The organism is uncultured Ruegeria sp., assembly GCF_947497005.1.
Classification (GTDB): Bacteria; Pseudomonadota; Alphaproteobacteria; order Rhodobacterales; family Rhodobacteraceae; genus Ruegeria.
This window is the reverse complement of the sequence record NZ_CANMFF010000013.1, coordinates 42182-63048: the sequence shown is the minus strand read 5'-3', so window position 1 is coordinate 63048 and position 20867 is coordinate 42182. Positions and strand designations below refer to the sequence as shown.

Genomic DNA, 20867 nt, shown 5'->3' with positions numbered 1-20867 from the left:
TGCGAGTGCGTGCACCGACAAACCAGAAGGAACAGGTTGGGCTCACTGCCAACTTTCTCTGCGACGTGCCCGAGCCGGTGCGTAAGAGCTCTGAGCCGCCATTTCTTAGGAATCTGAGTTGCAAGCGCATTCGTTGGGTTGGCCACCAAGCTGCTGTTCGCCGCGTCAGCAGCACTGCGCCTCACGAGCGGCGGCTATGCGCAGAAAGCGGACCTTGCAAAGTCAAAAGATCGGTCCAAAGCCGACACTTGCTTCATTAAACAACGCTGTAATGCGGCTTCCGCAAAGTAATCATTGAGGCCTGGTCGCACTCATTAGCTCACGAAGCAGTTTCTTTTGCGTCACTCCCCTCATCTGGCTCACGTTGAAGCGCATAAACGAATTCTTGGACTGGGTCGGGCTGAAGACATTTCCCGGGGCAAGCACAACGCCTTGTTTGAGAGCTTCCCGTGCCAGCATCGCCGCCTCCCTTCCGTCTGGCAGCTCACACCATAGGTAAAATCCGCCCTTGGGATTCACGAAGGGCTTGATGTCCAGGGTGTCCAACTCATCGATAGAACGCGCGCGGGCGCGATCCAGTTTGGCCCTCAGCGCGTCCATATGTTTGCGGTAGCCCCCATCGGTGAGGGCTGCGTGCAGCAATTCTGTTACCATCGGGCTCGGCCCACCAAAGCTGATTGCGACCTGAAGGTCGGTAAGGGCGGCAATCCAGCTAGGCCGGGCAGCTATGTATCCGCATCGTAGCGACGCCGAAAGCGTTTTGGAGAAGCTGCCAATCGTAAGAACACGGTCCAGCCCATCCAACGCGGCCAGACGCGGAGACAAGTCCGGCTCGAACTCGGCAAAAATAGCGTCTTCCACGATAAGCAGATCATGGGCCTCGGCCAGAGATAGCACGCGATGCGCGGTCGCTGCTGAGAGCGTCGCGCCAGTTGGATTGTGCAATGCCGAGTTGGTCAGATAGAGGCGGGGACGCTCTTTGCGTAGGACGCTTTTGAATATCGTGAGATCGGGACCATTGGGCGTGTAGGGCACACTAACAAGTGCGACCTGGTGCGCACGCAAGAGGGCTTGAAAATTGAAATAGCACGGATCGTCCAACAGAACTGTATCACCCGGCTTGAGCAGCAATCTGCAGATCAAATCCAGCGCTTGTGACCCAGAATTTGTAAGCAAAACGGTGTTTGGGTCGACGTCTATGTTTTGATTGCCCAACATGCGTGCCACGTGTTGGCGCAGGCCCGCATGCCCCTTAGCATTGCTGTAATCGGTCAATACATTGCCGTTGCTCCGTGCCACATTGCGCATGGCCCGACGCAGTGACTCCAGAGGCATCCAGTCTGACGGCATCCACCCGCATCCGGGCTTCTCCATGCTGTCTTCTGCATCAATGGATTGCCGAGCGACCCAAAGCGGATCAATCTCTCGCTCAAGTTGTGGCCCGGTTTGCGACACGACAAAGGGCTGAACGCGGTCGGAAACAAAGAAACCAGAACCGCGTTGCGCAAAGATAACGCCCTCAGCGGCCAAGACGTCGTAGGCCTCAACTACGGTCGAGGGCGAGACGCCCAATCTACGCGCGAGCACCCGGACAGACGGCAGCTTGGTGCCTGCGCTATATGTACGAGACCGTATCCTGCGTGTGATAAAGTCCATCACGAGGGTGCGACGGGTCGCTTTGGCCATGGTACAATCAATCTGTTTGGGTTCATCTATCGTTACAGTTCGAGTGAACTGTACTGTTCTGTATCTGCATTTACCACATCGCTTCCACTACAAGTTCTAAAAAGGATTATGTGGCGATGACGTCTTCATTATCGGGTTGGGGCAGTGGATTGATCGGTGTGCTGATCTTCAGTGGGTCCTTGCCCGCGACACGAGTGGCCATCAGTGGATTTGACCCTCTTTTTCTGACCTCGGCTCGTGCCGTGCTGGCGACAGCTCTGGCACTGTGTTTGCTAGTCTTATTCAAAGAGCTTAAACCGTCGCTGGCGGATCTGGGATCCCTGATAACAGTGGCCTTGGGCGTCGTGATCGGCTTTCCTCTGCTGACAGCCTTGGCCCTTCAGCACATCACGGCTGCGCATTCAATCGTCTTCATCGGACTTTTGCCCTTGAGCACCGCTGCATTTGGCGCGTTGCGCGGCGGCGAACGTCCGGCCGGAATGTTCTGGGTGTTTTCCGTCTTGGGGAGTGCGGCCGTCGTTGGTTTTGCCTTCACGCAAAGTGTAGAAGTGTCCCTTATTGGAGACCTGTTTATGCTGGCGGCCATCGTCGCCTGCGGATTGGGCTACGCCGAAGGGGCGCTGCTCTCGCGTCGATTGGGCGGCTGGCAGGTGATTTCTTGGGCGCTTGTCTTGTCATCACCGTTCATGGCGATTCTCGCAATCTTCACATGGCCTGACACATTTGCCGATTTGAGCCTGCCTGTCTGGCTTAGTTTGGGATACGTCTCCATTTTTTCGATGCTGGTTGGATTTGTGTTTTGGTATCGCGGTCTGGCTCGCGGGGGCACAGCGGGTGTTGGGCAGCTACAACTGCTTCAGCCGTTTTTCGGCTTGATCCTTGCAGCGGCCTTACTAGCGGAACCGGTCGCGCCTTCGATGATCGGGGTAACGGTTTTCGTCGTGATTTGCGTGGCCGGTGCAAAGCACTTCGCGTAACGGCCCAGAGCCGACCTTGGACCAGGAGTCACATTGCTGCGGTTGTGTTCGTCAAAGCTGCCGTTCGTGCTTAGTACAGCATTTCTGTAGTTAGAATATTCGTAACGCGGATCGACCCGGCATCTGAGTTGAACAGAACATCTATTGTAAAGGAATGCTCTAAACTCAAGGGCGGTCTACTACAAAGTTCGGTACTATCCCTGCCTTCTTGATAGCTGCTTCAACATCGTGCCCTGCAAAAAAACCAAATCCTGAGATGAGTGCCGAAACTATTCCGGCATTTCGTGCTCCCAAAATGTCGGTGTGCAGGCTGTCGCCGACCATCAGAACTCGGGACTTGTCGATGCACCCGAGACGTTCGAAAACAAGATCATAAATGTTGCCAAAAGGCTTTCCAAAGAACTGAGGAGCGACACCTGTTCGATCTGCCAGTCGGTGGGCAAAAAGACCGGGCTCCTTGGAAAATCCGTACTCGCGAGGAGCGACTATGTCAGGGTTGCCGACCATTATAGGGCGGGGACGCTCTAGCAAGGCGGTCTCCAACATGGCTTGACGCGTTTCGGTCCAAGCGGCTGACCCGATCATCAGAAACCCGTCGGCAGTTTTGTAGGGTGTCGGATCATCCTCCAGATAGGATAGCTTCAGCCCCTCCAAATCGCGAAGACCGGCACTGGGAGTCGCCATCAATCCCCAATGAAACTCACTTTGGCTGTTTAGTTCAGACAGCAATGTGGCCCGACTGGTGATCACGTCCTTTGGTGCAAAGTCGTAACCAAGCCTTATATATTTCTCCAAAAGAGTGGCGTGCGGAAACCCCGCGGCGTTTGACACGACCAGAACACGTTTGCCGGCTGCTTTCAGTGTCCTAATCCGATCTGGTGTATCTGGGATCGCCGTATCACCAATATTGAGAACTCCGAAGGCATCAAGGAGGAATACGTCGAATTCATGAGCTATGTCCTCCAGAGTCTCTACTCGACGATAGTTCACTTCAGTTGTTCTGGTTTCGGGAAGGCGATGTCGTACAGCCTCGTAGGCATTGAAAGCCTCTTGTGCAGAGAACTCGGTCAAATGATGGCCCCTCGTACTTTCGCCGAAACCCATTCGCTGATCATAACGGCGACGAGAATGACAATCAGGATCAGGCTGACTTGTGGCCACGCCAGAACGTTGAGAGAGGCTGACAGTTGCAACCCGATGCCACCGGCACCAACCAGGCCCAGAACCGTGGACTCGCGGATATTGATATCCCAACGAAATACTGAAATGCCGGCAAACGCGGGCAGGATTTGCGGAACGATCCCGTACGCCATGATCTGCCAACGCGAAGCACCGGTCGCCGTGATCGCTTCGACCTGAGTGTGATCAATTTCCTCGATCGCTTCATACAGAAGCTTTGCACAGAACCCGATCGAACGAATAGCGATCGCTATGACACCAGCAAAAACGCCCGGACCTATGATTGCGATCAATAGCAGCGCCCAGATCAGCGAGTTGATGGAGCGGGTTGAGACAATGACCAACAGGGCAATGGGCCGGATGAACAAAGCTGACGGGGTGGTGTTGCGTGCCGCTAGAAAAGCCACCGGTACAGCCAAGCAAAGCGCGATGATCGTACCCAAGGTGGCGATGTTCAGCGTGTCCCAAATCGGGCGGCCCAACTGGGTGATGTAGTCCCATTTGGGAGGCGTTGCCCGAGTCCAGATATCGTTGGCAATGCGGGGCGCATCCCAGACGAAGAACCAAGTCGTCGATTGCGAGATAAGCTGCCAGCAGTAAACAAAAACCGCGACACCCAAAAGCCAGCCAAACCAGCGAACAAGGCTTTGACCCATCGTCCGCCTGCGCCAGATCTGCGCATCGTCACGTTCAATAACCGGCATTACTGAACCCTCGCGCGGATAATTCCCGAAAGGTATTCAAGTGCCATGACGATCCCAATGATGAGGATTAGAATGGCTGCTGCCGTGTCGTATTCATAGCGATCAAACGCAGTGTTCAGCGTTGCACCAATGCCGCCAGCCCCTACCAGGCCGAGAATTGCACTTTCTCGGAAATTGATGTCGATCCGATATATGGAAAGTCCCACAAGTCGGGGCATAATCTGTGGTTGAACTCCATAGTTGATCCATTGTGGCCAACGCGCGCCAGACGCCTTAATGGCCTCGGCCTGAACCTTGTCCATGGCTTCGATATCTTCGGCCAGAAGTTTAGAGAGGAATCCGATGGTCGCGAAGGAAAGCGTTAAAAACCCGGCCAGCGGACCAAAACCGAAGATTGCCACTAGCAAAATGGCGACGATGATCTCTTGCAATGCCCGACTGATGGCGACAATGCCACGGCAAATCATGTAGATTGGCAATGGGGCGATATTGCGTGCAGCCCCCAGTCCAATCGGGATCGAAATCAAAATGCCCACAACCGAAGCGGTCACGGTCATAACAATACTCTCCAGCAGGCCGCTCAAAATGTCTGACCATCGCGAAATGAAGTCCGGGCTGGTAAACGCAAGTACGAACGCCCACCCCCGATCCAGCCCTTCATAGACCCGCCCCCAATCAACATCGATGGTCATGAAGGCCGCGATTAGGTAGGCAAAAAAACCAAGAAATAACGCCCAGCGGAGCAAGGGATTTTTAACAAAGGCTGGCTTGCGCCAGCCTTTTCCAAGCATGTCATCCAGTTCTCGATAGCTCATTCTGCAGCCTCGACATCTTCATCTTCGTCCACTTTTTCGATGGTCGCTTCCCAGTCCTCCTCCCCATAGATCTCAGTCAGCTTCTCGGGGGTTAGACCGGTTGGAAGACCATCATACACAATTTCGCCAAAGCGGAGGCCGACGACGCGCGGAACAAACATCTGGGCAAGCGCCACGTCATGAATATTGATGATCGCCGCTAATCCCCGCTCCTGACATAGTTCGGTGATTAGCCGCATGATCTGACGGCTGGTTTTCGGGTCCAGCGATGCAGTCGGTTCATCGACCAACAACAATTTTGGATTTTGAATCAAGGCACGGCAAATGCCGACCCTTTGACGTTGACCCCCAGACAGTTCATCGGCCCGTTTGTCAGCCATATGTAACAGTCCCACTCGGTCAAGCAGGCGGAAGGCCTCGTCCACATCCGACTGCGGATACCGACGCAAAAAGCTGCGCCAGAACCCCACATACCCCAGCCGTCCAGATAACACGTTTTCCATAACCGTGAGACGTTCGACCAAGGCGTATTCCTGAAAGATCATGCCCATCTCGCGGCGTGCTTTGCGCAAGGCGCCCGACCCGAGATTGGTCAGGTCCACATCTTCCAAAAGGACGCCCCCGCTTGTGGGTTCAACCAACCGGTTGATACAGCGGATCATGGTCGATTTGCCCGCGCCCGAAGGCCCGATCAACGCAAGCACCTGTCCTTTAGGCACTGCGAGATCAATGGCCTTTAGTGCCTGATCCCCGGTTTTGTATGTTTTCGTCAGCTTTTGAAGACGCAGCATAAAAATGCCTCTGATACGGGTGAACAGCGGGCCCGTTCAGGCCCGCCGGATTATTGCAATATCACTGACAGGCGTAGGAAACGCCATTTGCTGCGTCGATCTTTCGAATGACGTCCCAGAATTCCTGATATGTCATTTCAAGGAATTGGCCCTCGTTCGACTTCGAGAACTCAGCCTCAAGTGTCGTGCCTTCCCAGTCAAAGCTGAAGAAAGCATTGCGGATTTTCTCCTGCAACTCGGGCGTGAGGTTGTAAACAGTGCCAAATCCCGTGGTTGGGAAGGTCTGCGATTTGTAGATCGTAATGACATCTTCTTCGTTGATCACGTCACGTAAAATCATCCGCGATTTTACCGAGTTCGCGATTGAAGCTGCCAGGTAGTCCTTGTTGGCAACCCCCAGGATCGAGTTGTCGTGCTTGCCCGAGTAAACAGGTTCGAAATCGCGTTCGGGCAGGAGATCAAAGTCGCTTTTTAGGATCGCCGATGGTGCCTTGAAGCCTGAATTGGATGTGGGCGATGTAAATGCCAGTTGCTTGCCCTTGATGTCTTCAACCTTTTCGATGCCCGAGCCTGGATAGGTTATGATCTCCATTTCATAGCCGAAATTTCCGTCTTGCGAGGCCATGATCGTAAACGGCCGGAACCCGGCGCAGTTCACCGCCAGTGGGTTGGAACCGGTGTTGAAACCCGCGATATGCAAACGCCCCGAGCGCATCGCTTCGATCTGGGCGGCGTTGTTCTGAACCGGGAAAAAGACGACGTCCTTGCCGGTTTCAGCTTTCAAATGCTCAAGAAAGTCCGACCACGCAGTTTTGTAAACGGCGGGGTCTTCGACAGGCGTATAAGCAAAAATCAAGGTGTCAGGATCCATTTGCTCGGAGGGGTCTGTGGGAATATCTGCGATCAAATCCCCGTCGGCGTCGCAAAACCGCTCGTCCAGGTCACCGCGTGGACAATCCTGCGCCGAGGCAGTCCCAGAAAGCGACAATAACGCAATTGCGGATGCCCCAACCAATAGTTTGATGTCGATCTTCATGTTTTCCTCCCAATTATATGCGGTTTATGTAAGCCGCTGTTAGTCATTCCTTTTCATTCTTACCCGGCGATGAGGATATCGACCTCGGCACCGTCAATTATATTAAGCAATTCTCCTGTCGGTTTTGTGTCGGTGACTATGGAATCCAGCCCGGTAAGATCCCCTACCTGAGCCAGGCCTCTGCGCCCAAATTTTCCTGAATCAATGAGAAGGTGGCGTTTCGCGGCACGTGTCAGCATCATCCTTTTTACTGCTGCAAAACCTCGCACTGTCTCAGAAGGACCTTCAGCTGAGAAACCTGATGAACCGATCATGCACCTGTCGACGTTGAAACGAGACAGGAATTCCAATGTCTCGGTTCCGATCGTTGCAGATTCAGTCGCCAAATATTCTCCGGGGCAGAGCAAGACTTGGGCGGGGCTATGCCCGAGGGTCATTGCTATGGGAATTGAATTGGTGATCACCGTGCACTGGATGCTCAGATACGCAAGCGCGCGCGCCATCTCGATGGTCGTCGAGCCGGAATCGACCATGACGGTTTCGCCGTCCTGAATAAGTCCTGCCGCGCTAATGCCGATCCTCTCGCGCTCTTCGATTTGCGCGCTGGTTCGTTCTTCCAGGCTTGGATAGTGGCCTTGCATTGGGGCTGATGCCCCGCCATGCGCGCGCGCGATCAGGCCTTCGTTAGACAGGGCGTCAAAGTCCCGGCGCACTGTCTCATTCGAGACATTGAAACGCTGTGCTAAATCGTTGATGCGGACGTGAGGACGAAGTTTCAATTCCAGCAGAATCTGCTGGCGCCTGTCGGACTTTTTGACCCGACCCTGACTCTTTTCAGATTTTTTGCCGCGCGTTTTTGTTTTGGACATTCAACGACTCGAATATTTTCAGAATTTAATTCTGTGGGATTTCGGGCATTTTGCAATAATTTTTGTTGCATAATCCTCAATCCGTTGTGAAAATTCACAAGACATCAAAGATTTCAAGGGACAGAGCAATATAGGCAGGCTGATAAATTTCTTAAAAAAGACCGGGAGCGTCGCTGGTTTCTCTTGGCGAAGTTGGCGGATGCAAAAGACCCGACGCATTATCCAAAGGTTTTGACAGACGATCAGGAAGCCCCGACTGTCAAAGAGAGATTTCGTAAGGCTGCACGAGGACGGGCATTGTAGAACCGGGAAACCCGGACGCATTAAACACTAAGGGAGGAAGAATAATGAAGAAAGTGACATCCACTGCCGTCGGATCGATGATTGCCCTGGCGGCGTCTTTGTCGGCGGCGCAGGCGGAAAAGTTGACCTTCTATTGCTCGGCTCAGGAGGATTGGTGTCAGCTTATGGCGCGCAGCTTCGAAGATGCGACAGGGATCGACGTAAATATGACCCGGAAGTCATCGGGCGAGACCTTTGCGCAAATCCGTGCCGAAAGTTCGAACCCAAAAGGTGACGTTTGGTGGGGTGGTACCGGTGACCCCCATTTGCAGGCGGCCGAAGAAGGCCTGACGATGGAATACGTGTCGCCAATGCGTGACCAACTTCATGATTGGGCGATTTCTCAGGCCGAAAGTGCTGGCAACAGGACGATCGGCATTTATTCGGGTGCGCTTGGATATGGCTACAATGCCGACCTTGTTGCCGCGAACAATCTGCCCGAACCTGCCTGCTGGAAAGACCTGTTAAAGCCGGAATACAAAGGTCACGTTCAGATGGCGAACCCGAACTCGTCAGGGACGGCATATACGACGCTGGCTTCAATGGTGCAGATATTCGGTGAGGATGAGGGCTTTGATTTCATGAAAGGTCTGCATTCGAACATCAACCAATACACCAAATCAGGCTCGGCTCCGATCAAGTCTGCCGGTCGTGGTGAGAACACCATCGGCATTGTCTTTATGCACGACGCGGTAAAACAAGCCGTCTCGGGGTTCCCGATCAAGGTTGTGGCACCTTGTGAGGGCACTGGTTACGAAATTGGCTCCATGTCGATTATCGAAGGTGCCCGCAACGAGGAAGAAGCCAAGAAGTTCTATGATTGGGCGCTTTCGCCCGAAGCTCAGAACCTTGCCTTGCAGGTCAATGCGTTCCAGGTGCCATCGAACAAAGGTGCTGAAACATCTGAAAGCGCCCCTGACATGAGTCAGATCAAACTGATTGACTATGATTTCAAGAAGTATGGCTCGTCTGATGAGCGCAAGCGGCTGCTGCAGAAATGGGATGAAGAGGTTTCGGTTCTGCCGCAATAAATGACTGACAAAGCAACAAAAATGACCCATCCGGTCCTGATATTCTGGATCATCGCCGGGTGGGTCGGATTCTGCCTGCTGCCTTGGTACATGGTCGACGGGGGCCTCTGGTCGTTTGAGTGGCTTGTGGACGGATATCCGTTTGACGAAGACTATGCGCCTGCGGCTTTTCTGATCGGACAAGGCGAGAAACTCTGGCTTGCTCCGCTTCTCATCACCCTGTCCCTGCCACTCTTGGTACTGCCGCGCGCCAAATCTGACCCATTTTTTGCCCGCATATTGATCCTGTCCGGCGCGCTCGGCTTCGGCTGGTTGATCGCTCAGGGATTCAGTATCGGTATCAGAGGCTTCAACTTCGCTTGGTTGGAGGCGGTGTTTGGCGAACTTGGCGACCGCCAATTTGGGATGGGCTACGGCGCGATGATCTGCGCAACCAGCTTCCTGTTCCTGCTGACCCAAGGCATCGCCGCGCGAGGTGCCATCAACGGAGACGTCTTTGTCGTCAGCGCGATCGGCGGCGTAATCACCATTGTCACAGCCTTTGTCTTTTTCCCCATCGCCAAGATGCTGTTTGCCGCCTTCGTGACCGAAGACGGGGCCTATTCCGTTGCGGTTTTCTTTTCAAAGTTCTTCGATGACAGGCTTTGGGGCCTGGGTTGTTTCTGGGGTGCCAAATGTGGGGCAGCCTGGAATTCACTGTTCCTCGCCATCCTTGTTGGCTTCATCACAACAGTTTTGGGGTTGTGCTTTGCGCTGGTCGTGACGCGTTCGGGTATCCGCTACAAGCGCGCGCTGCGGGCTTTGACCGTCCTGCCGATCATCACGCCACCTTTTGTAATTGGCCTTGCACTAATTCTGCTTTTTGGTCTGTCCGGTTCGGTCACCCAGTTCTTTGCCGAGCTTTTTGGCACGCAGCCAACGCGCTGGCTTTATGGTATGCCCGGTATTTTGATTGCTCAGACGCTGGCATTTACGCCTATCGCCTTCCTCGTTCTGATTGGCGTGGTTGAAGGTGTCTCACCTTCGATGGAAGAAGCAGCCCAGACGTTACGGGCTAGCAGATGGCAGACCTTCAAGACCGTTTCGTTGCCTTTGATGCGCCCAGGATTGGCCAATGCTTTTCTTCTGGGGTTCATCGAAAGCATGGCGGATTTCGGCAACCCCCTTGTGTTGGGGGGCAACTTCGATGTGTTGTCGACCGAGATTTTCTTTGCCATTGTCGGCGCTCAATACGATCAGGGGCGCGCTGCGGTTCTGGCCATGGTGCTTTTGTTCTTCACCCTTTCCGCTTTTTACGCGCAGCGCATTTGGCTGGGTAAGAAAAGTTACACCACCGTCACCGGTAAAGGCGACGCAGGCGTACACCCTCTGATGCCAAGCGGCCTTTCTGTGCCTGTGCTGGTTGTGGCCCTAGGTTGGGGTTTGTTCACGATTATCGTCTATGCGATGATCGTCTATGGCAGTGTCGTCGAGCTATGGGGCGTCAACAACTCACTTACGCTCAAACACTATGTCACGGCTTTCTCCGTTCGCTTCGAAGAAGAGGGCATTCGCTGGACCGGAGCAGCTTGGGACAGTTTCTGGACTACCATCACCATCGCTGCCATCGCCGCACCCTTGACCGCCGCCGTTGGGCTGGTAACGGCCTATCTGCTGACCCGGCAGAGTTTTGCCGGCAAGAACGCTTTTGAATTCGGCACCATGCTGTCATTCGCGATCCCCGGCACTGTGATCGGCGTCAGCTACATCCTTGCCTTCAACGTTCCGCCAATCGAAATCACTGGTACAGGCGTTATCCTGGTTGTCAGCTTTATCTTTCGCAACATGCCGGTCGGCGTCCGTGCGGGTATCGCCAGCATGTCGCAGCTTGACCGTAGCCTAGATGAATCTTCGCTGACCCTAGGTGCGAACTCGTGGCAGACGTTTCGAAATATCATCCTTCCACTTCTTCGTCCGGCGATACTGGCGGCGCTTGTCTACAGTTTTGTTCGCGCCATGACGGCGATTTCCGCCGTCATCTTTCTGGTCAGCGCGGAATACGACATGGCGACCAGCTATATTATCGGGCGGGTCGAGAATAATGATTACGGTCTGGCCATCGCCTATTCGACAACGCTGATCATTGTGATGCTGGCGGCCGTCGGACTATTGCAACTTCTCGTTGGCCGGGTCCAGATCGGCCGACGCACGCTGCTGGGAACGGAGACTTCGCCATGACCGACAGAAAAATCGGCTCAAAGGCCGCCCCGGTTCGCTTTGAAAATGTGTCGAAAGTGTTCGGCAAGGATGTCGTCGCGGTCGACAACATCAATCTTCATGTCGAAGCAGGAAAACTTGTCACGTTGCTTGGCCCCTCGGGCTGCGGGAAGACAACGACACTGCGTATGATCGCTGGGTTAGAGATGGCAAGTTCGGGCAAGATCTTGATTGGTGATCGTGACGTCACAAAGCTGCCCGCAACTGACCGGGACGTATCAATGGTGTTCCAGTCCTACGCACTGTTCCCGCACATGAGCGTACTGGAGAACGTGATGTATGGCCTCACGTTCTCGGGCTTCGCTAAGAACGAGGCCCGCAAGCGCGCTTCTGATGGGCTGGAGTTGGTTGGCCTTAAGGGGTTCGATAACCGTCTGCCGTCAGAGCTGTCCGGCGGCCAGCAACAGCGTGTAGCCGTCGCACGCGCACTGGTTCTTGAGCCGCAAGTACTGCTGTTTGATGAGCCGTTGTCCAACCTTGACGCCAAGCTTCGCCGTCAGGTTCGTGAGGATATTCGGGCAATCCAGCAAGACCTCGGTTTAACAGTTGTTTACGTGACCCACGATCAGGAGGAGGCACTGGCGGTCTCGGATGAGATTGTTGTCATGCGCAACGCAGCGATCGCTCAGATGGGCACTCCACGCCAACTTTATGATGCCCCGAATGACCGGTTTGTTGCCGATTTCATCGGTGAGGCGAATCTTTTGAACTGCCAAATCGTGGATACAGATGGCGACATGGCAACCATCGAAATCGAAGGCTACCGCCACTCGCTGCCACGCCGCGGCTTGTCCAAAGGGACCGCAACCATCGCCGTGCGACCCTCACGCCTGGTGATCGGTTCAGATCAAGGTATTCCAGCCAAAGTGGCTAAGGCGACCTATGTTGGCGTTCGGATGGAATACACGCTGATCGGTGCATTCGGTCAGGTTTTTGCCGTCCACGATGATGTCGATGCGCCGCTTGAACCTGGCACCGAAATCAGGATGGGCTTTGCTGACAAAGGGCCCGTGCTTTTGCCGGACTAAATGCCGAAACTTGTGCTCATCACACATCCCGAGGTTTATATCGATCGGGTCGTCCCGATAACAGAGTGGGGCTTGAGTGCGACGGGCCGCAAACGCGCTACTGAATTTGCATCCAATGAAGTCTTGTCGAAAGTCGCACAGATTTGGACCAGTGGCGAGCGAAAGGCCCGTGAAACAGGCGAGATCCTTGCAGCACCACGAACGCTACCCGTAAATTACCACTTGGGTCTTGGTGAAAACGACCGCAGCGCCACCGGTTATTTGCCTCGGGACGATTTCGAGGCAGCAGCTGATGCATTCTTTGCTCAGCCGGAAATGAGCTATCGCGGTTGGGAAACAGCTGTCGAGGCGCAGATACGCATTCATCGGGCAGTAACAGAGATTGTCCAGATGCATGGTGCCGGGGATCTTGCAATTGTTACGCACGGAGCGGTCGGCACGTTGTTGTGGTGCGCACTTTCGTATTGCTCGATTGACCGCAAATACGACCAGCCCTCACAAGGCCATTTCTGGCAGGCAGATTTTTCGACGCTCAAACCTGCTTCACATTGGATTTCGTTTGCGTAGACGTTAAGCGTTCCAGGCGTTTTCTGCGATTTCAAGCAACGTCTCGAAAACATCCGGAGTACCCACTATTACGCGCCCACCTTCTCGGATCATAGCATCGGCGTTCTGATCCTCAACAACGCCACCCGCTTCCGCGACCAGCAATTGTCCAGCCAGACAATCCCAGGCGTTCATGTGTTCCTCCACATAACCCAAGAGGCGTCCGGCAGCGACGTAGGCCAATGAAAGCGCTCCGCTGGCGTTTCTGTGAAACATAGCACCATGCTCGATCAGATTCTCGACTACAGGTAAAACATGGCGGGTCTTGACCCGGTTCGAATACCCTACGGCGACTGTTCCGTCCCGCAACGCCACCCCTGACGCGACTCGCATTGGTGATCCGTTGAGTGTCGCTGCTTCTCCGCGCGTTGCCACAAAAGTTTCATCCGCATTTGGATCACGGATCACGCCGACCGCTGTTTTCCCTTCGGTGACACCCGCCAGGACAATAGTCCATGCAGGTATGCCGTTGACGAAATTAGTCGTTCCATCGATAGGGTCAATCACCCAGTCAAAGCCACTCTCGCCTGCTACCGCGCCGTGCTCTTCACCAAAAACCCCATCTTTGGGCCACACCTCCGCAATCCTTTGACGAATGAATGTCTCGACATTCCTGTCCGCCTCGCTGACCCAGTCCTGAGCGCCTTTTTGATCAACGACAAGGTTACCCCGATCCGCGAAATACCTTTGGGCTAATACCCCAGCCTCCTCGCAGACCGCGACAGCAAAATCTTTGCGTTCTGAAAGTCGAGACATGGATGGTCCTCTTAGGATTGGAGAATTGCCATGCAACATTGCAGGCTAAGCGAATGCCTTGCAATCACAGAGTCGTACCGCTTCTGTCCGGGAGCTATTTAGGTGCCGCAAACTTGGAAAGTTTAGTCTTAACGATCTCTTCCGCAATCGATCTCCAAGTCGATAACTCAGTATTTTGTCTGCATTTAGGTTCAGAACCAACTGGCGCTGGGGCAATTTAACCTCTGAAATGCCCGCCGTTTGAATGTCGGCTTTCTTGCTGGCGCCTACATCGGTTCGCGCTCACAGCGAAGGTCAGCTTTGCCGCCCTTGCTGTTTTTCGCTGCTGTCGCAAAGCGTCCAAAGCGGCCTTTCGTTCTGAAAGGGCAAGGGCCGTTTTGTCTCGCATTGCCACCATTACAACTTGTCGCAGCGAAGGTCCGAGTCGCATCTTTCACGCCCAAAATATGTCTGATTAACCACCAGCCACCCAGCCTCACTCCCCGAACTCAAACTGAGACGATCTCGGTTCCACGTCTGCCCAATGCCTGTTTTCCGGCAGTTTTTTCGCCCGTCGCGCAACATCATCGAAGGTAACGGGTTTGAAGTCCCAGACATCAACGCAAACACTCACCGAGTTCCGCGTGCCACGCCAGTTGTTATGGACATGACCAAAGAACTGCAACGCCCCTCTGCGGGCGTGGTTCTATGTGACCATTGGGTAGTGGCAAAGTGTATTCAACTGGTTTTGCGGGCCGTCTCGAAGTTCCTTGTAGTTCGAAACGGAGTCCCAGGGTAAATCCAGTGTTGGCTCCAAATCATGGTTCCCAATCACCAGATGTCGCTCTGCTCCTGGAAGTTGAGTGAAGATTGTCTCGACGTATGCGCTGTCTTTCGCCTTCGCGCCAAAGGCAAAGTCTCCCAAAACGCATAGGTGATCGTCAGGTTTGACCAGATTCCACAGGTTTTCCAACAAGGCCGCATCTATCTGGGAGACGGATGAGAACGGACGATCGCAGAAGCGAATAATGTTCTCATGGCCAAAATGGGTACTGGCAACGAGGCATCGAACCGATCTGGGCAGTCGTCGGCACCAATGGAAAATGTCAGGGCAAAGCCTTTGTCGACTTCCAGCATGACGTCAAAATCAGCGACATCGACCAGGCCCACCTCGAAGGCTATGTATCGGTTGAGCACCTGAAACGGTACACTACGACGGGGATGGCGACCGACCAAGGCAAGCTTTCTAACGTCAATGCGCTGGCGCGTATGTCAGAGCTTCGGGGAAAGAAAATCCCAGAAGTCGGAACCACAACCTTCCGGCCTCCGTTTACTCCGATCTCAATGGCTTCTTTGGTTGGCCACGAACATGGAAAGCACTTCCAGCCAACGCGGCTTTCGCCAATACACCACTGGCATGTCGAGAATGGCGCCAAGATAACCGAAGCCGGGGCCTGGATGCGGCCTTGGTACTACGCGGAGGCAGGCGAAGGTCTCGACGAGGCCTATATTCGCGAAGCAACTCATGTGCGCGAGAATGTTGGGATGGTTGATGTCTCGACCCTCGGAAAAATCGCTGTTCAAGGCCCCGACGCTGCTGAATTCCTGAACCGGATGTATGTCAACGGATGGAAGACATTGCAGGTCGGACGCTTGCGCTACGGCGTGATGTTGCGTGAAGACGGTTTCGTCATGGACGACGGGGCCACGGCGCGTTTGGGTGAACATGACTACTTCATGTCGACCACCATAGCGAATGCCGCAAAGGTCCCGGCTTTTTCGGAACATCTTCTGCAAACCGCCTGGAAAGACCTGAAAGTCCATGTGACCACTGTAACGGATCAATGGGCTGCCATCGCTGTGGCAGGCCCAAAATCCCGCGACTTGTTGTCGAACGTCTTCAAGGGTGCTGATCTGAGCCGTGAAGCACTGCCCAACAATCACTTTACTTATGCCAAGCTTGATGGGGTCGAGGTCCGAATTCACCGGATGCCGTATTCTGGTGAGCTGGCTTATGAAGTGTACATCCCGTCGGGCTATGCTCGCGCAGTTTGGGAAACTCTTCATGAACAAAGCCAGAAGTATCGGATCAAGCCTTACGGCACGGAATCCATGAGCGCGCTGAGGATCGAAAAAGGGCACGTTGCCGGGCCCGAACTTGAAGGCCGGACAACGACGAAGGATCTTGGCCTCGAAGCGTTTGCATCATCGAAGAAGCCGTTTGTTGGCTTGATCTTGCGGAAACGTCCGGTCTTGAAAGATCCGGAACGTCCGACCTTGGTTGGTCTTGAAATCGACGGTGCTACGGGTACCAAATCCGGTTCCATTCTCTTCCCGGAGACGGGGGAGACAAAGGGGCATGGCGATGGGCGAGTCTCTTCCACCACCTACTCGCCTGCTCTGGGAAAAAACATCGCCCTTGCCCTGTTGAAAAACGGCTCATCCCGGAAAGGTGAAACTGTCCGTGTGGTGAACTTCGTTGGCGATGAGACACTGACTGCAAAGGTGGTGTCGCACCACTTCTTTGATCCGAAAGGAGAGCGGCAAAATGCTTGAGCTAAAATCCTCCCTTAACACAAAGCTTCAAGCAGGCCGCCTCGGCGCACAGGGCGACACCGGCATTACGCTGGGCGAGCGCCCTGTGCGCGATCTGTGGCAGATCGCCGGGTGGCAGGAGTTTGAGACCGCGGCTATCAAGGTCCTGTCGGATCTCGGTCTTGGCGGGCTTGGAAGCTATTCTCTTGCGTCAATGGCAAAGGGCCGAACCACATGGCGAATTGCGCCCGACAAAATCCTCATCGAAAATACCGGGAATCTGTCTGACTACATGTCCGCAGATCTCGCGACGCTTGATCTATCGCACGCTCGGACGGTGATCTCGCTTTCGGGACGTAAGTCTCGGGATGTTCTTTCGCAGCTGATTGCGGTCGACGTCTCAGATGATGCCTTTCCCGAAGGGCGGTTTTTGCAATCCGGCATTCATCATGTGGGCGAGCTGATCCAATGCGTCGGTGACAACGCATTCGAGATCTATGTCCCGGTTAGCTGGGCAGAAACGGTGTGGGAAGCCATCTGCGAAAACGCGATGCCCTACGGAATTGAGATTATCGCCGAATAAGTGATCTTGAATGGTCTCGCCCAACGGGCGGGGTCAATTTTCAATTTGTGGTTCTAACCACGCTGAATTTTTGAGGGGGCCGATATGGAAACCGTCGAACTGCGTCTGGATGAAATTGAAGACCTCGCCCGCTCGGTTTTTGAGCGGAATGGGTGTGATGCCGACAACGCAAACGCACTTGCGCGCACGGTAACGACTGCCGAAAGAGATGGCTCAGTTTCCCATGGGCTGATTCGCATTCCCGGATATGTTGCGTCATTGCGAAGCGGCAAGGTGAACGGAGCGGCAGTGCCCAAAATTTTTAACCGAACTCCCGCCATCATTTCCGCAAATGGGGACAACGGGTACGCGCCGCTGGCCATCGAACGGGGTATTCCGAAGCTTGCCAAAGCCGCAAAACAATTGGGTGTTGCGGTTATGGCACTTACTCATTCTCACCATTTTGCCGCGCTATGGCCTGAAGTTGAAGCTCTGGCCGATCACGGGTTGGTGGGTCTGGCCTGCGTGAATTACACACCTGCGGTCGGACCTTATGGATCGAGACAACCGTTATTTGGTACCAATCCGATGGCATTCGCCTGGTCACGTTTGAACAAGCCACCTGTTGTTTTTGACATGGCGACGGCGTCAATGGCGATCGGTGACGTAAAAATAGCGGCAAGGGATGGGCATGCCGTGCCATCGGGGACATGCCTGGACAAAGAGGGAAACGATACGACCGATCCGAACGCTATTTTGGATGGGGTACTCCTTCCGTTTGGCGGTCACAAAGGATCAGCTATCGCTCTCATGGTTGAGTTACTGGCCGCAGGTGCGATCGGGGAGCGCTTTAGCTATGAGGCTGCTGAAGCCGACAACGGTGATGGTGGCCATCCTCGCGGAGGGGAGATTTTCTTGGCTTTGTCACCAGATCTGCTCGCGGGACGCGATTGGCAAACCCATAGCGAAAAATTCTTACGCAAGTTTGAAGCGGCCGATGGCGCTCGCCTCCCCGGCCAAAGACGCCACCGCATGAGAATTTCAGATCAAATGCGTCTGGTGAACACGGCGCTTCTCGAAAATACTCATGCACTAAAGTGAGACAATCGGATAAGCAAGGATGCTCACAAACGGCTTCGCATCCGTTCTCGTCACCGAGCGCAACACTTGCCATGACTGCTGCGATATCCTTCTTGTTGTTGGCCTTGCGACAAAAAAAACCGTTCTCGACGACCAACCTCCCGATCTCGGCGTGCAGCTCTTTTACCTCCGCTTCGCTCGGGCCGTCAGGTTTGCCGCCCCGAGCGAACACATCCGCCATGCCTTCGACTGCCTGGCGCTTCCATGTGCTCACCTGGTTCGGATGCACCTGTTGCCGCGCTGCGATCTCCTGGATCGTCTTGTCGTCACGCAGCGCCTCAAGCGCGACCTTGGCTTTGAACTGATCTTTAAACTTCCGGCGTTTCACCATCTCGTATCCCTCCAAAAGGTACGGGATACACCCTAGCCAACTGTCCGGATTTCCAAGACTATTTCATTCCGAGATATCGGACAGCCAGCAACCCATTCTCAGTCCCACAAGCTGAGGTGTCAGTCAGATCAAGTCTGAAGTTTTACAGCTCAGCTACTGCTCTGCGATTCTGCCGAACCCTAAGTAAATCGCCGGCACTTTGTCAGTGAGCCAAACGCCATTGTCGGCACAAAAGAATTCAAAACCGTCCTCGAACATGCGTTGCGCATCAACACGCAATACGATGGGTCTTCCGTGTCGTTGCCCAACGCGTTCAGCTGTATCCGGGTCCAGCGAAAGATGAACCTGCTTGCGGCGTCCGGGGTTCAACCCGTCGGAAAATATCGCATCCAAATTTGCGCTGGCCGTGCCGTTGTATAGTTCGTCCGGCGGACATTGAGGTTCTAGTCCCAGATCCACATCAACTGAATGGCCCTGAGCTGCTCTGATGCGCTGGCCATCATCAGACAGGGTGAAGCGTTTCTTATCGTTACTCTCGACAAGCTGAGTGAGTTCGTCGCGGCTTAGCTTGCGATTGGCTTTTTTCAGTTTCCGCAGCAAATCATCAACACGGGCCCACCCGTGCTTATCAAGCTGGAGACCGATCTCTTCAGGTTTGTGCCGAAGCACCAGACTCAGAAATTTGCTTTCTCTGCTCATCTCAACACCTTCACAACTCCGGCCAGGCAATTTCATCATGCGAGAGCGGCAGGCGATTGGCCAGTTCTTCCATGCCGAAGAGCACCTCACTCCGCCTGAATATGCGTCCACCACACTCTTCCGGCATTTGGATAAACGGAACTCGCTCAATTGTGAGTTGGTCGCCGACTTTCCGCGTGCTGCCCCCAAGAAACTCAGCATAGTGCTTTGCAGGAACATAGCGCTCAATAAACTGATCGACGGCGTCATACGACACCACCTGCACCGACTTCCGGGACACCGGATGACGCGCTCAAAACAGTTTCAGATGACCTGTATCCACCAGATAGCGGAGGGCAGATGCGTTGACACCAAGGAACCCCGCCAGAGTCGATCGCAGATAGGTTAAGCCTGTCCGCTTTGGGCTGCGACCTGCCGAATGCGTACGCAGCGACCTGTCGGATCAGAAATGACGGCTCAGGGCTCAATGCAGACATTGCCTCCCTGCCCTTCCTGTATCAAAGTTGGCGGAACAGGCTTCCAAGAATGGTGCCAATGACGGCTTTGCGGACTTTCCGGTTATTCAGTCTAAACGTATGAAGGCAGAAGAATGGAACAAATCGTAAGATGGGCAATTTGCTCGCAGTCACAATGGGTGTTGCAAGAGCGAACCAGGCTGAACCTGTTCAATACACGTAACCATCGAACTGAAGCTTGTCACACGAACCATAAATAGTGGCCTCAGCAATTCTCAGAGCTTAAGCGCCACTATCAATCCAAATAATACTCGACCAGTGACCACCAATTCGTGTCTGGATCATAGGCAGAAATTTCAGCTACAATTCAGAGTGTCTCCGGACCAAAATCTGCCTTATAAACTATGCCGTTTTCGCCAACCAGAAAGGAATGAATACCAGTTTCTCCGTATTCTACCGTTATTGCCAGCAAGGCATGTCCTGCAACGAAGTGATCCCCGACATAATAGGGGTAGGCAACGGGCGCAACCTTGGTCATCGTTTCACCTTGTATTCAAGGTCCACTAGCCCGGACGGGAATGGGGTCGACGTCACCAGCTCCAGATCAATGTCCGTGTCATTGGAGTCAAATATCCGAATGCCGTCGCCGAGAAGGATCGGGACGACGGTTATTTTCATTTCCTCGACAAGACCCGCCTGAATAAATGATCGAATAACCGCGCCGCCATCGACATATGCCCGTTTCAAACCACGCTTATCCAGCGAGCCCATCAGGGCTTTGGGCTCAAGTTTTGAAACCTCGACCCTGCCGCGCAGATCCTCCGGAATATCTTCGTCAGTCATTGTGCGGCTCATCACGATGCAGGGAATAGTATACGGCCAGTCTCCGAAACCCAGCACGGTACGAAGCGAACCGGATCCCATGATGATCACATCCATGCGGCCCTGAAACGCGGCAAAGCCGTGATCTTCGCCCTGTGTCGCTTGCTTGTTCAGCCAGTCGAGCGAGTGGTCGGGTCTTGCAACAAAACCGTCCAGGCTCATGGCCATCATGATGTGTCCGGTTGTCATATCGGTGTCTCCGTGACTC

At 54.1% G+C, this 20867-nt stretch carries 19 protein-coding genes and 1 pseudogene; 8 read left to right on the top strand and 12 right to left on the bottom strand.

Features of this window, described 5'->3' with window-relative positions:
- Nucleotides 1-291 precede the first annotated feature (291 nt).
- Complete coding sequence (locus tag Q0816_RS17720; RefSeq protein ID WP_298853063.1) at nt 292-1686, bottom strand: PLP-dependent aminotransferase family protein; 1395 nt, start codon at nt 1684-1686, stop codon at nt 292-294.
- Between the two features lie 116 nt (nt 1687-1802).
- On the opposite strand from Q0816_RS17720, the gene Q0816_RS17715 reads away from it, so the two are divergent.
- Complete coding sequence (locus Q0816_RS17715) at nt 1803-2663, top strand: DMT family transporter (protein WP_298853061.1); 861 nt, start codon at nt 1803-1805, stop codon at nt 2661-2663.
- 165 nt (nt 2664-2828) lie between these two features.
- Here the strand turns inward: Q0816_RS17715 and Q0816_RS17710 are convergent, their stop codons facing one another.
- From Q0816_RS17710 to Q0816_RS17685, 6 genes are all read right to left on the bottom strand, one after another.
- Nucleotides 2829-3767, bottom strand: a complete 939-nt coding sequence (locus tag Q0816_RS17710; RefSeq protein ID WP_298853059.1) for an HAD-IIA family hydrolase — start codon at nt 3765-3767, stop codon at nt 2829-2831.
- Nucleotides 3731-4546: a phosphonate ABC transporter, permease protein PhnE gene (phnE, locus tag Q0816_RS17705; protein ID WP_298853057.1), complete on the bottom strand. Its 816-nt coding sequence runs from the start codon at nt 4544-4546 to the stop codon at nt 3731-3733. The genes Q0816_RS17710 and phnE (Q0816_RS17705) overlap by 37 nt, the downstream gene beginning before the upstream one ends.
- Complete coding sequence (phnE, locus tag Q0816_RS17700; protein WP_298853055.1) at nt 4546-5361, bottom strand: phosphonate ABC transporter, permease protein PhnE; 816 nt, start codon at nt 5359-5361, stop codon at nt 4546-4548. Before phnE (Q0816_RS17700) ends, phnE (Q0816_RS17705) begins: the two co-directional genes overlap by 1 nt.
- The gene (phnC, locus tag Q0816_RS17695) at nt 5358-6152 is read right to left on the bottom strand and encodes a phosphonate ABC transporter ATP-binding protein (RefSeq protein WP_298853053.1); all 795 of its coding nucleotides are present in this window, start codon (nt 6150-6152) and stop codon (nt 5358-5360) included. Before phnC ends, phnE (Q0816_RS17700) begins: the two co-directional genes overlap by 4 nt.
- Before the next feature lie 61 nt (nt 6153-6213).
- Nucleotides 6214-7188: a phosphate/phosphite/phosphonate ABC transporter substrate-binding protein gene (gene phnD / locus Q0816_RS17690; protein ID WP_298853051.1), complete on the bottom strand. Its 975-nt coding sequence runs from the start codon at nt 7186-7188 to the stop codon at nt 6214-6216.
- 59 nt (nt 7189-7247) lie between these two features.
- Nucleotides 7248-8057 carry a DeoR/GlpR family DNA-binding transcription regulator gene (locus Q0816_RS17685; protein WP_298853049.1) on the bottom strand — a complete coding sequence of 270 codons (810 nt, stop codon included), beginning with the start codon at nt 8055-8057 and terminating at the stop codon, nt 7248-7250.
- Nucleotides 8058-8404: 347 nt separating this feature from the next.
- Here Q0816_RS17685 and Q0816_RS17680 point away from each other — a divergent pair, with 347 nt between their 5' ends.
- The 4 genes from Q0816_RS17680 to Q0816_RS17665 are packed head-to-tail and all read left to right on the top strand — an operon-like array spanning nt 8405 to nt 13281.
- Nucleotides 8405-9430, top strand: a complete 1026-nt coding sequence (locus tag Q0816_RS17680; RefSeq protein ID WP_298853047.1) for an ABC transporter substrate-binding protein — start codon at nt 8405-8407, stop codon at nt 9428-9430.
- Nucleotides 9431-11647 (top strand): iron ABC transporter permease, encoded by a 2217-nt coding sequence (locus Q0816_RS17675; protein WP_298853045.1) that lies wholly within the window; start codon nt 9431-9433, stop codon nt 11645-11647.
- The gene (locus Q0816_RS17670; protein ID WP_298853043.1) at nt 11644-12714 is read left to right on the top strand and encodes an ABC transporter ATP-binding protein; all 1071 of its coding nucleotides are present in this window, start codon (nt 11644-11646) and stop codon (nt 12712-12714) included. The genes Q0816_RS17675 and Q0816_RS17670 overlap by 4 nt, the downstream gene beginning before the upstream one ends.
- On the top strand, nt 12715-13281 hold the full coding sequence (locus tag Q0816_RS17665; RefSeq protein WP_298853041.1) for a histidine phosphatase family protein: 567 nt from the start codon (nt 12715-12717) through the stop codon (nt 13279-13281).
- A gap of 3 nt (nt 13282-13284) precedes the next feature.
- Here Q0816_RS17665 and Q0816_RS17660 read toward each other — a convergent pair whose 3' ends face one another.
- Nucleotides 13285-14076 (bottom strand): inositol monophosphatase family protein, encoded by a 792-nt coding sequence (locus tag Q0816_RS17660; protein WP_298853038.1) that lies wholly within the window; start codon nt 14074-14076, stop codon nt 13285-13287.
- Between the two features lie 1044 nt (nt 14077-15120).
- Here Q0816_RS17660 and Q0816_RS17655 point away from each other — a divergent pair.
- From Q0816_RS17655 to Q0816_RS17645, 3 genes are all read left to right on the top strand, one after another.
- Nucleotides 15121-16611, top strand: a complete 1491-nt coding sequence (locus tag Q0816_RS17655; protein WP_367180531.1) for a glycine cleavage T C-terminal barrel domain-containing protein — start codon at nt 15121-15123, stop codon at nt 16609-16611.
- Nucleotides 16604-17173, top strand: coding sequence for a sarcosine oxidase subunit gamma (locus tag Q0816_RS17650; RefSeq protein WP_298853035.1), 570 nt, complete (start codon nt 16604-16606; stop codon nt 17171-17173). The genes Q0816_RS17655 and Q0816_RS17650 overlap by 8 nt, the downstream gene beginning before the upstream one ends.
- Nucleotides 17174-17257: 84 nt before the next feature.
- Nucleotides 17258-18253: an Ldh family oxidoreductase gene (locus Q0816_RS17645; protein WP_298853033.1), complete on the top strand. Its 996-nt coding sequence runs from the start codon at nt 17258-17260 to the stop codon at nt 18251-18253.
- A gap of 184 nt (nt 18254-18437) precedes the next feature.
- Here the strand turns inward: Q0816_RS17645 and Q0816_RS17640 are convergent.
- The 4 genes and pseudogenes from Q0816_RS17640 to Q0816_RS17625 form a co-directional block, all read right to left on the bottom strand.
- A pseudogene (locus Q0816_RS17640) lies at nt 18438-18623 on the bottom strand (transposase); the annotation flags it as partial.
- Nucleotides 18624-18776: 153 nt separating this feature from the next.
- Nucleotides 18777-19571: an RNA 2'-phosphotransferase gene (locus tag Q0816_RS17635; protein WP_298853031.1), complete on the bottom strand. Its 795-nt coding sequence runs from the start codon at nt 19569-19571 to the stop codon at nt 18777-18779.
- A gap of 573 nt (nt 19572-20144) precedes the next feature.
- Complete coding sequence (locus Q0816_RS17630; protein WP_298853030.1) at nt 20145-20315, bottom strand: DUF2950 family protein; 171 nt, start codon at nt 20313-20315, stop codon at nt 20145-20147.
- Nucleotides 20312-20848, bottom strand: a complete 537-nt coding sequence (locus tag Q0816_RS17625; protein WP_298853028.1) for a dihydrofolate reductase family protein — start codon at nt 20846-20848, stop codon at nt 20312-20314. Before Q0816_RS17625 ends, Q0816_RS17630 begins: the two co-directional genes overlap by 4 nt.
- Between the last annotated feature and the right edge of the window lie 19 nt (nt 20849-20867).

What these genes read in the sequence shown, in the direction of transcription:
- Q0816_RS17720 (WP_298853063.1), bottom strand. Translation starts at nt 1,686, where the DNA reads ATGGCCAAAGCGACCCGTCGCACCCTCGTGATGGACTTTATCACACGC.
- Q0816_RS17715 (WP_298853061.1), top strand. Translation starts at nt 1,803, where the DNA reads ATGACGTCTTCATTATCGGGTTGGGGCAGTGGATTGATCGGTGTGCTG.
- Q0816_RS17710 (WP_298853059.1), bottom strand. Translation starts at nt 3,767, where the DNA reads ATGGGTTTCGGCGAAAGTACGAGGGGCCATCATTTGACCGAGTTCTCT.
- phnE (WP_298853057.1), bottom strand. Translation starts at nt 4,546, where the DNA reads ATGCCGGTTATTGAACGTGACGATGCGCAGATCTGGCGCAGGCGGACG.
- phnE (WP_298853055.1), bottom strand. Translation starts at nt 5,361, where the DNA reads ATGAGCTATCGAGAACTGGATGACATGCTTGGAAAAGGCTGGCGCAAG.
- phnC (WP_298853053.1), bottom strand. Translation starts at nt 6,152, where the DNA reads ATGCTGCGTCTTCAAAAGCTGACGAAAACATACAAAACCGGGGATCAG.
- phnD (WP_298853051.1), bottom strand. Translation starts at nt 7,188, where the DNA reads ATGAAGATCGACATCAAACTATTGGTTGGGGCATCCGCAATTGCGTTA.
- Q0816_RS17685 (WP_298853049.1), bottom strand. Translation starts at nt 8,057, where the DNA reads ATGTCCAAAACAAAAACGCGCGGCAAAAAATCTGAAAAGAGTCAGGGT.
- Q0816_RS17680 (WP_298853047.1), top strand. Translation starts at nt 8,405, where the DNA reads ATGAAGAAAGTGACATCCACTGCCGTCGGATCGATGATTGCCCTGGCG.
- Q0816_RS17675 (WP_298853045.1), top strand. Translation starts at nt 9,431, where the DNA reads ATGACTGACAAAGCAACAAAAATGACCCATCCGGTCCTGATATTCTGG.
- Q0816_RS17670 (WP_298853043.1), top strand. Translation starts at nt 11,644, where the DNA reads ATGACCGACAGAAAAATCGGCTCAAAGGCCGCCCCGGTTCGCTTTGAA.
- Q0816_RS17665 (WP_298853041.1), top strand. Translation starts at nt 12,715, where the DNA reads ATGCCGAAACTTGTGCTCATCACACATCCCGAGGTTTATATCGATCGG.
- Q0816_RS17660 (WP_298853038.1), bottom strand. Translation starts at nt 14,076, where the DNA reads ATGTCTCGACTTTCAGAACGCAAAGATTTTGCTGTCGCGGTCTGCGAG.
- Q0816_RS17650 (WP_298853035.1), top strand. Translation starts at nt 16,604, where the DNA reads ATGCTTGAGCTAAAATCCTCCCTTAACACAAAGCTTCAAGCAGGCCGC.
- Q0816_RS17645 (WP_298853033.1), top strand. Translation starts at nt 17,258, where the DNA reads ATGGAAACCGTCGAACTGCGTCTGGATGAAATTGAAGACCTCGCCCGC.
- Q0816_RS17635 (WP_298853031.1), bottom strand. Translation starts at nt 19,571, where the DNA reads ATGACGCCGTCGATCAGTTTATTGAGCGCTATGTTCCTGCAAAGCACT.
- Q0816_RS17630 (WP_298853030.1), bottom strand. Translation starts at nt 20,315, where the DNA reads ATGACCAAGGTTGCGCCCGTTGCCTACCCCTATTATGTCGGGGATCAC.
- Q0816_RS17625 (WP_298853028.1), bottom strand. Translation starts at nt 20,848, where the DNA reads ATGACAACCGGACACATCATGATGGCCATGAGCCTGGACGGTTTTGTT.